Annotated in this window: 11 protein-coding genes and 1 pseudogene; 10 read left to right on the top strand and 2 right to left on the bottom strand. The window is 70.5% G+C overall.

Annotated features, from left to right (window positions below; translation table 11 throughout):
• Positions 1 to 9: 9 nt before the first annotated feature.
• Complete coding sequence (locus ACWD3I_RS36285) at positions 10 to 957, bottom strand: serine hydrolase (RefSeq protein ID WP_365395563.1); 948 nt, start codon at positions 955 to 957, stop codon at positions 10 to 12.
• Positions 958 to 1,107: 150 nt separating this feature from the next.
• On the opposite strand from ACWD3I_RS36285, the gene ACWD3I_RS36280 reads away from it, so the two are divergent.
• Positions 1,108 to 1,836: an SseB family protein gene (locus ACWD3I_RS36280; protein WP_365395560.1), complete on the top strand. Its 729-nt coding sequence runs from the start codon at positions 1,108 to 1,110 to the stop codon at positions 1,834 to 1,836.
• 4 nt (positions 1,837 to 1,840) lie between these two features.
• Here the strand turns inward: ACWD3I_RS36280 and ACWD3I_RS36275 are convergent, their stop codons facing one another.
• Positions 1,841 to 2,200 carry a DUF1844 domain-containing protein gene (locus ACWD3I_RS36275; RefSeq protein WP_171142661.1) on the bottom strand — a complete coding sequence of 120 codons (360 nt, stop codon included), beginning with the start codon at positions 2,198 to 2,200 and terminating at the stop codon, positions 1,841 to 1,843.
• Between the two features lie 346 nt (positions 2,201 to 2,546).
• Between ACWD3I_RS36275 and infC the strand changes: the two are divergent.
• The 9 genes and pseudogenes from infC (at position 2,547) to ACWD3I_RS36230 (ending at position 12,796) form a co-directional block, all read left to right on the top strand.
• Positions 2,547 to 3,273: pseudogene (gene infC, locus ACWD3I_RS36270) on the top strand (translation initiation factor IF-3).
• Between the two features lie 112 nt (positions 3,274 to 3,385).
• The gene (rpmI, locus tag ACWD3I_RS36265; RefSeq protein ID WP_003977225.1) at positions 3,386 to 3,580 is read left to right on the top strand and encodes a 50S ribosomal protein L35; all 195 of its coding nucleotides are present in this window, start codon (positions 3,386 to 3,388) and stop codon (positions 3,578 to 3,580) included.
• 100 nt (positions 3,581 to 3,680) lie between these two features.
• Positions 3,681 to 4,064, top strand: coding sequence for a 50S ribosomal protein L20 (rplT, locus tag ACWD3I_RS36260; RefSeq protein ID WP_171142660.1), 384 nt, complete (start codon positions 3,681 to 3,683; stop codon positions 4,062 to 4,064).
• A gap of 91 nt (positions 4,065 to 4,155) precedes the next feature.
• Positions 4,156 to 4,998: a TrmH family RNA methyltransferase gene (locus tag ACWD3I_RS36255; RefSeq protein ID WP_365395555.1), complete on the top strand. Its 843-nt coding sequence runs from the start codon at positions 4,156 to 4,158 to the stop codon at positions 4,996 to 4,998.
• A gap of 50 nt (positions 4,999 to 5,048) precedes the next feature.
• On the top strand, positions 5,049 to 6,185 hold the full coding sequence (locus ACWD3I_RS36250; protein ID WP_365395552.1) for a sensor histidine kinase: 1,137 nt from the start codon (positions 5,049 to 5,051) through the stop codon (positions 6,183 to 6,185).
• A 139-nt stretch (positions 6,186 to 6,324) separates the two neighbouring features.
• Positions 6,325 to 7,446 carry a phenylalanine--tRNA ligase subunit alpha gene (gene pheS, locus ACWD3I_RS36245; RefSeq protein WP_171142657.1) on the top strand — a complete coding sequence of 374 codons (1,122 nt, stop codon included), beginning with the start codon at positions 6,325 to 6,327 and terminating at the stop codon, positions 7,444 to 7,446.
• Complete coding sequence (pheT, locus tag ACWD3I_RS36240; protein WP_365395547.1) at positions 7,446 to 9,959, top strand: phenylalanine--tRNA ligase subunit beta; 2,514 nt, start codon at positions 7,446 to 7,448, stop codon at positions 9,957 to 9,959. Before pheS ends, pheT begins: the two co-directional genes overlap by 1 nt.
• 189 nt (positions 9,960 to 10,148) lie before the next feature.
• Positions 10,149 to 11,180 carry a PP2C family protein-serine/threonine phosphatase gene (locus ACWD3I_RS36235; RefSeq protein WP_365395544.1) on the top strand — a complete coding sequence of 344 codons (1,032 nt, stop codon included), beginning with the start codon at positions 10,149 to 10,151 and terminating at the stop codon, positions 11,178 to 11,180.
• A 275-nt stretch (positions 11,181 to 11,455) separates the two neighbouring features.
• Entirely contained in the window at positions 11,456 to 12,796 is a 1,341-nt protein-coding gene (locus tag ACWD3I_RS36230; protein WP_046261484.1) for a hypothetical protein, read from the top strand.
• The last annotated feature ends 36 nt before the right edge of the window (positions 12,797 to 12,832 follow it).

The following is a 12,832-nucleotide window of genomic DNA, read 5'->3' as shown; positions in this document are numbered from 1 at the left end:
GCGGCACACTCAACCCGTGAACACGGATACCGCTGCCTCCGCCGCGGACTCCACGAGCGAAATCCCCTTCTCCTTCGTCGCGTTACCGTTCGACAGCGCCACGACCAAGTACTCGTGACCGTCCGACGCGGTGACCTGCCCGACGCTGTTGATGTCCCACAGTCCCGTCGCCGACCGCGGCAGCCACCCGTTCTTCAAGGCCCACGCGGAGCCCTCGGCGGCGGCCGACACCCCCCAGTGTTGATCGGCGGCTATCCGCCCCATCAGCCCCCGCACATACTCCCGGGACGCCGAGTTCAACTCCGAGTCGTCCCCGAACACCTGCCGAAGCAACGTGAGCTGGTCCGCCGCCGTGGTCTGGGTCAGCCCCCACAGCATCCCGTCACCGCCCTCGGTGCCCGTGAGCCCGAGCCGCTCGTTCGCCGCGTCGAGCCCCTCCGCCTGCCCGATGATCCGCCACAGCGCCGACGCGGAGGCGTTGTCGCTGTTCTCGATCATCGCGGTGGCGTACGACTTCTCGGCCGTCGTGAGATGCCGGTCCTCGTCCTGCGCCTGGAGCAGCAGCGCCGCCAGGATGTCGACCTTGACGATGCTCGCCGTGTCGAAGGCGGCGTCCCCGTACGTGGCGCTCGCCCCGGAGTCCAGGTCGAGCACGGCGACCGAGACGTCCGCGTCGCCCGGCACGGTCACCGACGCCATGGCCGTGGCCAGCAGCTTGTCGTGGTCCACCGTCGGCTGCGTCACGGGCTCCACCGATGCCTCCTCGCTCGTCGCCGCCGCGGCCGGCGACGGGGCCGACGATACGGAGGGAGCGCCGGAGTGCGCCTGCGCCTTCACATACACGGTCCCCCCGGCGGTGGCGCCGACGATCGCGACGGAGGCGAGGGCGGTGTACATCAACGGGCGCCGCCGGGACGGGCGCGAGCGACGGCTTCGGCTGGCTCTGGAGGACTCCATGACCGTGATGGTCGGGCCACCGACTGTGTGGGCCGTTAGACGAAAGTTAGATGTGTGTCAGGGAAATCTGAGATTCCGGTGAAGAGGGTCACGGAGAGGTTTCCGGGGCCGCACAAGCCCAGCAGCATCTCCCCTATAGGGTCGGTGACCGTGGCGAACAAGAACATTCCCGACTCCGGCTTCTCCGACGACGACGGCTCCGCCGACCCCGGGCTGCGCGCGGCGCTCGCCGCCTGGACCGAGGACCGCACCGCCGTGGGACCCGTTCTGGAGGCTCTGAAGGGTGCCCGGCTGCTCGTCCCCGTCGTGGCCGTGCTCGGTGAGGTCGAGGAGGACGAGAACGGACTGCGCCGCGAGAAGACCAGCGACATGGCCGTGCCCACCCTGAAGGCCGGCGGCCGCACCGCCCTGCCCGCCTTCACGTCCACCGACTCGCTGGCGCTCTGGGACCCGGCGGCCCGCCCCGTCGCCGTACCCCTGCACCAGGCGCTCCAGGCCGCCGCGCACGAGAAGGCGGACACGGTCGTCCTGGACCTGGCAGGACCGGTGCCGTTCGAGCTGACCGGCCCGACGCTGCTCGCCCTCGCCGAGGGCCGTACGACGACGGACCCGCTCGCCGACCCGGCGGTCGTGGAGGCGGTACGTGCCGCCGTCGCCGCCGTGGGTGCGGTGGAGCGGGCCTACCTCGGCCCCGGCCAGGGGGACGGCACACTCGCCCTGGTGCTCTACCCGGGCATGCCGAACGACGCCGGCGTCCACGGAGTGGCCCGGCGTCTGGCCGCCGACGAAACGCTGAGGGCCCGCCTGGTGCGCGGCCTCGACCTGGCACTGCTGCCGGCCGGGGCGACGCCTCCGGGCGAGCCCTTGTACGTGCGGTAGGGACTCAGCCGTAGACCGGGCCCGTGTACTTCTCGCCCGGGCCCTGGCCCGGCTCGTCCGGGACGAGCGACGCCTCGCGGAACGCCAGCTGGAGGGACTTCAGACCGTCGCGCAGCGGGGCCGCGTGGAAGGAGCTGATCTCGGTCGCGCTGCCGTCCAGCAGACCGGCCAGGGCGTGGATCAGCTTGCGGGCCTCGTCCAGGTCCTTGTACTTGTCGCCCTCCTCGGTCAGACCGAGCTTCACCGCGGCGGCGCTCATCAGGTTCACGGCTACCGTCACGATCACTTCGACGGCGGGGACCTCGGCGATGTCGCGGGTCATCTCGTCGAAGTCGGCGGGGGACTCAGGAGGGGTGTCACTCATGGCCCACACGATAGGCGGTCCGTGCTGCCGTTCCTCCAATTGGTCCTTGTCAAGCGATCCTGCTAATCTGTTTGATGACCGGCTGGACACTCGCGTGCCCGGCCCACAAGTGGAGGCTCCGATCTCCCACCTGACCGTCCCCCGGGACGGCGGGTCACCCCGGTCAGGCGGCCACCATCGTTCCGTACGGACGATGGAGTCGCCCGAATGCGCGCCCCGCGATCATCGCGGCGGTGCTCCGGCAGTGTTTTGGAGCCCCGTCTTGTGATCGTCCGGGGCATTTTTTGTGCTTCGGCGCGGTTAGGTCTGTCGAGAAGAGACAAACGCGGCTGTCCGCCAGACCGCCGTGTGGTGCTAACCGAGGAGGATCCATCAGCGCCGAGCCCCGCATCAACGACCGGATTCGCGTTCCCGAGGTGCGACTTGTCGGTCCCAGTGGCGAGCAGGTGGGCATTGTCCCGCTGGCCAAGGCACTGGAGCTTGCGCAGGAGTACGACCTGGACCTGGTCGAGGTCGCGGCGAACGCCCGTCCGCCCGTGTGCAAGCTCATGGACTACGGGAAGTTCAAGTACGAGTCGGCCATGAAGGCCCGTGAGGCGCGCAAGAACCAGGCGCACACGGTCATCAAGGAGATGAAGCTCCGGCCGAAGATCGACCCGCACGACTATGACACCAAGAAGGGTCACGTCGTCCGGTTCCTCAAGCAGGGCGACAAGGTCAAGATCACGATCATGTTCCGTGGTCGCGAGCAGTCCCGGCCGGAGCTCGGCTACCGACTGCTGCAGCGTCTCGCGTCGGACGTCGAGGACCTCGGTTTCGTTGAGTCGAACCCGAAGCAGGACGGCCGAAACATGATCATGGTTCTCGGTCCGCACAAGAAGAAGACCGAGGCGATGGCCGAGGCGCGCCAGGCGCAGGAAGCCCGCAAGGCTGAAGCGAAGGCCAACCCCGGCAAGTCGCAGAACGCCGCGGACCCCGACGCCGTGAACGCGGACGCCGAGGATGCCGAGATCGCCGATGCTGCTGCCGAGGCTCCCGCCGAGGCCCCTGCCGAGGCTTCCGCCGAGGCGTGATCCCAGGGGACGCGAGTCCCCCAGGACGTAACCGATACAAGAGCGACGCTCCACCGTGTGCCCGGTTTCACGACCGGGCACCGGAGCGCCACCCAGAGGAGAGAACGGCGCTATGCCGAAGAACAAGTCGCACAGCGGTGCCAGCAAGCGCTTCAAGATCACCGGCTCCGGCAAGGTGCTCCGCGAGCGTGCCGGCAAGCGCCACCTGCTCGAGCACAAGTCGTCCCGCGTGACGCGCCGCCTCACCGGCAACGCCGAGATGGCCCCGGGCGACGCCGCGAAGATCAAGAAGCTTCTCGGCAAGTGACGTACGCGGCGCCCTGACTGAGCGCCGTACGTCTGGACCGGGACCCCATCGATTCCGGGCCGTGTGAGTCCCACCACGGCCCCGCTACAAGGAGTAAAAAGTGGCACGCGTCAAGCGGGCAGTCAACGCCCACAAGAAGCGCCGGGCGATCCTCGAGGCGGCCTCCGGCTACCGCGGTCAGCGTTCGCGCCTGTACCGCAAGGCCAAGGAGCAGGTCACCCACTCGCTGGTCTACAACTACAACGACCGCAAGAAGCGCAAGGGCGACTTCCGCCGTCTGTGGATCCAGCGCATCAACGCCGCTGCCCGCCAGAACGGCATGACGTACAACCGCCTCATCCAGGGTCTGAACGCCGCCAACATCGAGGTGGACCGCAAGATCCTGGCCGAGCTGGCCGTCAACGACGCCACCGCGTTCGCCGCGCTGGTCGAGGTCGCGCAGAAGGCCCTGCCCGCCGACGTCAACGCGCCGAAGGCCGCGTGACACAGGCGCTGGCCTAGAGCCGACGTGACATGAGGGACCCGCAGGCTTCCGGGCTTGCGGGTCCTGTTGTGTAGTTCTGAAAGTGAGCCTCATGCACTCCGCAACCCCCGAGCTGATCTCCCCCCGTTCCCCCCGCGTCTCCGCCGCCCGGCGGCTCGCCAAGCGGAACTTCCGGGGCAAGGAGCGGCTGTTCCTGGCCGAGGGGCCGCAGGCCGTGCGGGAGGCCGCCGGGCACGGGCTCGTGGAGTTGTTCGCCACCGTCGAGGCCGCCGAGCGGTACGCCGACATCATCGCGGAGGCCCGCGCCGTCGCAGCGCGTGTGCACCTCGCCTCCGAGGACGTCATCGCCGACATCTCCACCACCGTCACCCCGCAGGGGCTCGTCGGTGTGTGCCGGTTCCTCGACACCCCCTTCGAGGAGATCCTCGCCGCCCGCCCCAAGCTCGTCGCCGTGCTCGCGAACGTCCGCGACCCCGGGAACGCCGGGACCGTCCTGCGGTGCGCGGACGCCGCCGGGGCCGAGGCCGTCGTACTGACCGACGCGTCCGTGGATCTCTACAACCCCAAGGCCGTACGGGCCTCCGTGGGTTCCCTCTTCCATCTGCCCGTCGCCGTCGGCGTCCCCGTGGAGCAGGCGGTCCAGGGCCTCAAGGACGCCGGCGTGCGGATCCTCGCCGCCGACGGCGCCGGGACCGACGACCTCGACGACGAGCTCGACAAGGGGACCATGGGCGGACCGACCGCCTGGATCTTCGGGAACGAGGCGTGGGGGCTCCCGGAGGAGACCCGCGCACTCGCGGATGCCGTCGTGCGCGTCCCGATCCACGGGAAGGCCGAGAGCCTGAACCTGGCGACCGCCGCCGCCGTATGTCTCTACGCGTCGGCCCGTGCACAGCGCGCCTCCGGAGGGTGCCGCTCCGTCACCGAGAGCTAGTAGGGTGACCAGCTCGGGGGCCCTCCGTCGAAGGGGTGGGGTACGGGGATATGAGCGTCGGCACGAGCAGCGCACCGGGAGCACGGGACGTGCGGCACGGGTCCGCGTCCGGCCCCGGTGATCTGGCCGGGCTCGGCATCGACCCCGATCTCCTGCCCGACGGACTGGTCGTCGCCGACGAGCACGGCCGGGTCGTCTGCTTCAACGCCGCGGCAGAGCGCATCACCGCCGTACCGGCCGCAGAGGCCCTCGGGCAGCGGCTCGCCAAGGCGCTGCCATTAGAGGACCTGGAAGGGCGGCGCTGGTGGCAGGTGACGGACCCCTACGGGGGGCTCGCGATTCGGCGTCGTCAGCCCGAGCGGAATCTGCTCCTTCCCGGCGGACGTGAGGTCCTCGTCTCCGCGCAGTACGTGCGCACCGAGCCCACCGGGCCCGTCCACCGCGTCGTCGTGTGCCTGCGCGACACCGAGGCCCGGCGCCGCACCGAGCGCAGTCACGCCGAGCTGATCGCCACCGTCGCCCATGAACTGCGGTCGCCGCTCACCTCCGTCAAGGGCTTCACCGCCACGCTGCTCGCCAAGTGGGAACGGTTCACCGACGACCAGAAGCGGCTGATGCTGGAGACCGTCGACGCCGACGCCGACCGGGTCACCCGGCTCATCGCCGAGCTGCTCGACATCTCGCGCATCGACTCCGGGCGCCTCGAAGTACGCCGCCAGCCCGTCGACATCGGGGCCGCGGTGGGGCGGCACATCCAGGCGTACGTCGCCGCCGGGCAGACCGCCGACCGGTTCCTGCTGCGCATCGAGCAGCCGCTGCCCATGCTGTGGGCCGACCCCGACAAGATCGACCAGGTGCTCAGCAACCTGCTCGAAAATGCCGTGCGCCACGGCGAGGGAACGGTCACGATTGACGTCACGCCCTCGGCGTCACCCCGGGAAGGGGAGGACGCCGGTACGTCGGTCACGGTGAGCGACGAGGGGACCGGCATCCCGGAGGAGTCCATGAACCGCGTCTTCACCCGCTTCTGGCGGGGCAGCAAGCGCGGCGGCACCGGCCTCGGGCTGTACATCGTCAAGGGCATCGTCGAAGCCCACGGCGGCACCATCACCGTCGGCCGCGCCCCCGAGGGCGGCGCGGAGTTCCGATTTACGTTGCCCGTGGCGGCGCCGGCGTATCTCGCCTGACGGCCCACGGGCGCATTCGTACACCCCCACCCCGTTAGACTCGGCCTTTGGCACCTTTGTGTCCCATGGACGGCCCTCTGACCTCTGTGTGAGTCGGTGACGGGGACCTTCAGCCAGCCAATCGGAAGCACGGGAAGAGATGTCGGCACCGAACAAGTCGTACGACCCAGTAGAGGTCGAGGCGTTGAAGCCAGAAGAGATCGAGCGCATGCGGGACGAGGCGCTCGCCGCCTTCGCCGCCGCGGACTCCCTCGACGCGCTCCAGGAGGCCAAGGTCGCCCACACCGGCGGCACCTCGCCGCTGGCCCTCGCCAACCGCGAGATCGGCGCCCTGCCCCCGCAGGCCAAGGCCGCCGCCGGAAAGCTCGTCGGACAGGCCCGCGGCGCCGTGAACAAGGCGCTCGCAGGCCGTCAGACCGAGCTCGAGGCCGAGCGCGACGCGCGCGTCCTGGTCGAGGAGTCGGTGGACGTCACGCTGCCGTACGACCGCGTACCGGCCGGCGCCCGCCACCCGCTCACCACCCTGTCGGAGCGCATCGAGGACGTCTTCGTGGCCATGGGCTACGAGGTCGCCGAGGGCCCGCAGGTCGAGGCCGAGTGGTTCAACTTCGACGCCCTCAACATCGGCCCGGACCACCCGGCCCGCGGCGAGGCCGACACCTTCTTCGTGCAGGGCCCGGAGGGCGGCACCGAGTCCGGCGTCGTGCTGCGCACCCACACCTCGCCCGTGCAGATCCGCTCGCTGCTCGACCGTGAGCTGCCGGTGTACGTGATCTGTCCCGGTGTCGTCTACCGCACCGACGAGCTGGACGCGACGCACACGCCGGTCTTCCGCCAGGTCGAGCTGCTGGCCGTCGACGAGGGCCTCACCATGGCCGACCTCAAGGGCACGATGGACCACATGGTCCAGGCCCTGTTCGGCGAGGGCATGAAGACCCGGCTGCGGCCGAACTTCTTCCCCTTCACCGAGCCGTCCGCCGAGATGGACATGGTCTGCTACGTCTGCCGCGGCGAGTCCGTCGGCAACCCCGACCGCCCCTGCCGCACCTGCTCCAGCGAGGGCTGGATCGAGCTCGGCGGCTGCGGCATGGTCAACCCCAAGGTGCTGACCGCCTGTGGCGTCGACCCGGAGAAGTACAGCGGGTTCGCCTTCGGGTTCGGCATCGAGCGGATGCTGATGTTCCGCCACAACGTCGAAGACATGCGAGACATGGTCGAGGGTGACGTCCGGTTCACTCGGCCGTTCGGGATGGAGATCTGATGCGGGTCCCGCTTTCTTGGCTGCGGGAGTACGTCGACCTGCCGGCGACCGAAACCGGCCGCGACGTCCAGGCCAAGCTCATCTCGGCCGGCCTCGAGGTCGAGTCCGTCGAGCACCTCGGTGCCGACCTCAAGGGTCCCCTCGTCGTCGGCCAGGTGCTGACCATCGAGGAGCTGACCGAGTTCAAGAAGCCCATCCGCTTCTGCACCGTGAACGTCGGCCAGGCCAACGGCACCGGCGAGCCCCAGGAGATCGTCTGCGGCGCCCGCAACTTCGCCGTCGGCGACAAGGTCGTCGTGGTCCTCCCCGGCGCCACCCTGCCGGGCGGCTTCTCGATCTCCGCGCGCAAGACGTACGGCAAGACGTCCCACGGCATGATCTGCTCCGGCGACGAGCTGGGCATGGGCGACGACGGCAGCCACGGCATCATCGTGCTGCCGCCGGAGACCGAGGTCGGCAAGGACGCCATCGAGCTCCTGGAACTGGTCGACGAGGTCCTGGACATCGCCGTCACCGCCAACCGCGGCGACTGTCTGTCCATCCGCGGCGTCGCCCGCGAGACCGCCATCGCCTACGGCCTGCCGCTGCGCGACCCGGCGCTCCTGGACGTCCCGGGCCCCAACGCGTACGGCTACCCGGTGCAGGTCTCCGAGCCGCTCGGCTGCGACCGCTTCACCGCCCGCACCGTGTCCGGACTGAGCCCCGAGGCCCGCTCCCCGCTCTGGCTCCAGCGCCGGCTGCAGAAGGTCGGCATGCGCCCGATCTCGCTCGCCGTCGACATCACCAACTACGTGATGATGGAGCTCGGTCAGCCGCTGCACGCCTACGACCGCAAGCTGGTCCAGGGCACCATCGGCGTCCGCCGGGCCGGTGAGGGCGAGGAGATCGTCACCCTCGACGGTGCCAAGCGGAAGCTGCACGCCGAGGACCTGGTCATCACCGACGAGCGCGGCCCGATCGGCCTCGCGGGTGTCATGGGCGGCGCGAACACCGAGATCGCCGACCACGAGGAAGGCGAAGGCACGACCGACGTGGTCATCGAGGCCGCGCACTTCGACGCGGTCTCCATCGCCCGTACGGCCCGGCGCCACAAGCTCTCCTCCGAGGCGTCCCGGCGCTTCGAGCGCGGTGTCGACCCGGCGGCCGCCGCGGCCGCGGCCCAGCGGACCGTCGACCTCCTCGTGCTGCTCGCGGGCGGCACCGCCGACGCCGGTGTCACCGAGGTCGCCACGCCGTCCGCGCCGCACACCATCGCCGTCCCGGCCGACCACCCGGACAAGGTCGCGGGTGTGGAGTACGGCCGCGAGACCGTCGTACGCCGTCTCCAGCAGGTCGGCTGCGATGTGTACGGGCAGGACGAGCTGATCGTCACCGTGCCGTCCTGGCGTCCCGACCTCACCGAGGTCAACGACCTGGCCGAAGAGGTCATCCGCCTGGAGGGCTACGAGAACCTGCCCTCCACGCTGCCCAAGCCCCCGTCGGGCCGCGGCCTCACCCACCGGCAGCGGCTGCACCGCCGCGTCGGCCGGGCGCTGGCCGGTGCCGGGTTCGTCGAGGCGCCGAACTACCCCTTCATCGGCGAGCAGGTCTTCGACCAGCTCCTGCTGGAGGCCGACGACCCGGCCCGCCGTGTCGTCAAGCTGACGAACCCGCTCAACGACGAGGAGCCCGCGCTCCGTACGTCGCTGCTGCCGGGTCTGCTGGGTGCGCTGCGGCGCAACGACGGGCGGGGCTCGCACGACCTCGCGCTCTTCGAGACGGGGCTGGTGTTCCAGCCGCGCGAGGAGCAGCGGGTCGCGGCGAACCACCTGCCTGTCGACCGGCGTCCCACCGACGACGAACTCGCCTCGCTGAACGCCGCGTTGCCTTCGCAGCCGCGGCATGTGGGTGCTGTTATCGCGGGCGCCCGTGAGCAGGCCGGCTGGTGGGGCAAGGGTCGTCCGGCCGACTGGGCCGACGCGGTCGAGGCGGCGCGGGGCGTCGCCCGTGAGGCCGGGGTCGAACTGGTCGTCCGTGGCGGGCAGTACGGGCCGTGGCACCCGGGGCGGTGCGCCGAGCTCGTGGTCGTCGCCGAGGGCGTCGAGAAGGTCGTCGGGCACGCCGGTGAGCTGCACCCGCGGGTCGTGAAGGCGTTCGGGCTGCCCGCGCGTACCTCCGCGATGGAGCTGGACCTCGATGCGCTGGAGGCCGTCGGCGACGACACGCCTCAGGCGCCGAGCATCTCCACGTTCCCCGTCGCCACGCAGGATGTGGCGCTGGTCGTGGACCAGTTCGTGCCGCACGCCGATGTCGAGGCCGCGTTGCGTGAGGGTGCGGGTTCGCTTCTTGAGGCGATCCGGCTCTTCGACGTGTACGAGAACGCGGAGCAGCTGGGTGATGGCAAGAAGTCGCTCGCGTATGCGCTGCGGTTCCGGGCGGCTGATCGCACTCTGACCGTGGATGAGGCTTCGGCCGCGCGGGATGCGGCTGTTGCTCTTGCGGGTGAGCGCACGGGAGCGGTGCTGCGCGGCTGATGCCGGGTGCGGGTGGGCTGTGGCTGGCCGCGCAGTTGCCCGCGCCCCTGGCGGCATACGGTCACCTCACTCAATAGGGTGACGTTTGCCGGTGATCTGGTCCTTCCGGGTCATGCTGTCGACAGAATCGGACCGGCCTTTCGGGGTCGGTCCTTCTGTGCTGTCTGGGCCTATTGGGGGGCCATCGGCATGATCCGTATCAGGGGTCGGGTTCCCCGCAGGGTGCTCTCGCTGGGGTTGCCCACCGCGTGGGGTGCCGTGGCGGTCACGTACAAGCTGACCTGCCCGCTCGCCCAGCAGACCGGCTTCGAGGCACGCCTCGCGACCAGTGCGGTGTTCTTCGCTGTCGGCACCGGGCTGATACTTCACGTCCGGCATGCGCTGCTGCGCGAACTCCGGCAGATCCGGCAGGTCGCCGGTGCCGCGCAGAGTGCCCTGCTGCGACCGCTCCCGCCGCGCGTCGAGGGACTGGACATCGCCGCCGCCCAGCTCTCCGCGGACCGCGGTGCCTCTGTCGGCGGTGACCTGTACGAGGTGATCGCCACTGAGCACGGCGTACGGGTCGTCATGGGCGATGTCCGCGGGCATGGCCTCGCGGCTCTCGGTACCGTCGCCGCCGTACTCGGCAGCTTCCGCGAGGCCGTCCACGACGAACCCGAACTCGGCGGTGTGCTGCGCCGGTTGGAGCGCGCGCTGGGCAGACACTTGCGCGAGCGGGCCCGGGACGACGACCCGGTCGCCGAGGAGTTCGTCACCGTACTGCTCCTGGAGATCGGCCGGGACGGCGACGTATGCGCACTGAACTGCGGCCACCCGTGGCCGTACCTGCTGAGCGGCGCGCGAGTCGACCCCCTGACCCGAGCGGACCCTCTCCCTCCGCTCGGACCGTTCCCGCTCCCGCCGGAACTGCCGCCCATGCAATGCGGTTTCCTCCTCCCCGGCGAGAGCCTGGTCCTCCACACGGACGGAGCGGAGGACGCCAGAGACGCTCATGGCCGGTTCTTCTCCCTGCCGGGGGCACTGGCGAAGGCCGCGGGCGAGAACCCCCAGGCGGTACTGGGCTCGGTCTTCGCGGGCCTGCTGCGCCACGCGGCGGGAGCCCCGACGGACGACATCGCTCTACTCGTACTGCGAAACGATCGGCAACTGCATCGCACCTCGGGTGCGCGGGGAACTGTGCGACCGGCCACCACGCACCCGCTGCCGACAACGCACCTTTAGCGCAACGGCGTTCAGTCGCTCGGCCCGACCGGCGGAGCCGTCCGCCCCGCCACGGAGTGTCGGGCAGGCAGCTGGGCGGACGGCGCGGATTCGGGCCGCCGCACTGTACGAGGGGGAGCCGGCGGCCCGGCCGGCCTCTTGCGAGGCATTTCAGTCAACCGGCTGGAAACTCTGCGCGACAGTGCGCGCACGCTGCGGATTCGAGCACTCCGTTCACACCCCGTGTGAAGCCACACCCACTACTCTGACGGCACCGAGCCATCCGGGGGGCATATATGCAGCCCAACACTCTGCTCGACGCGATCCTGGACGAAGCGGGAATCTCGCACGCGGGGTTGGCCGCGCACGTGAACCAGGCCGGACGTGCGCGCGGGCTCGCGCTCCGGTACGAACACACCGCCGTAGCACGGTGGTTGAAGGGCCAGCGCCCCCGCGGTCAGGTGCCCGACCTGATCTGCGAGGTGCTCGCCGCCCGGCTGCACCGGACCGTCAACCTCGACGACATCGGCCTCGGTGTCCCCGGTGAACCCTCCGCCCCGCACGGCACCTCGCTGTCCGGGTTCGTGGAACGGGCCACCGCCCTGTGGCGCTCCGACGAGCAGCAGCGGCCACACATACTGGGTGCCCCCGCGGTCACCGGCACACCCGCCGTCATGCCGGTGTGGGAGTGGGAGAACCCGCCCGAGGACGTCGATGTGTCGCGTGGCGGGCGGCACCGGGTCACCGCCGGCGACCTGGAGATGCTGCGCGCCGCCCGTACGCACTACGAGCAGATGTACCGGAAGGCCGGCGGCATCGCGACCCGCACCCGGATCGTGGGCTTCCTCAACGCCGAGGCCGCCCCGCTGCTGCGCGGCAGCTACACCGACGAGACCGGCCGTCAACTGCACCGGGCCACGGGCGGGTTGGTGGCCGTCGCCGGGATCTGCGCCTATGACTCCGACGCGCACGGCCTGGCCCAGCGGTACTTCCATCAGGCGCTGCGTCTGGCGAAGGCCAGCGGGGACAGAGGACTTGGCGCCTATGTGATCGCGCTCCTCGTCAACCAGTCGCTGTTCATGCGGGAGAACCGGCAGGCCGTCGCCTTCGCGGAGGCCGCACTGCGTGCCGCGGGCCGGCACATCACCCCCGCGCTCGCCTCCGACCTGTACGCGATGCAGGCGAAGGCGTACGCGCACCTCGGCGACGGCACGAGCGCACTGTCCTGCATCCGGCGTGCCGAGCAGGCCGCCGAACGCATCCGGCGTGGATACGAACCCGACGAAACCGGCTATGTCCAGCCGGGGTTGGTCAATGTCCAGGTGGCGGAGGCCTTGCTCAGCCTCGGCGAGCTGGTGGCGGCGCGGGAGCATGCCTCCGTGGCCGTCGACAACCCGGCCCACGACCGGGGCCGGGTGCACCGGCTCGCGATGCTGAGCACGATCGAGCTGCGTCAGGGCAACGCCGACAAGGCGGTGGCCACCGCGGTGCAGATGGCCGAACAGGCCCGCGGAATGGAGTCCCAGCGCCTGCGCGACAGACTCCGCGCGGTACGCGAACACCTGGTCCGCAGCGGCTGCGCGGGCACCTCCGAGGCAGCCGAACTCATCGACGGAGCTCTGCGCGTACCGCTGTAAACCCCTGTCGACACACTGCGCCGCAGCTGTGAGAGG

The organism is Streptomyces sp. NPDC002817, assembly GCF_053592055.1.
This window is presented reverse-complemented; position numbering and strand designations above follow the sequence as displayed.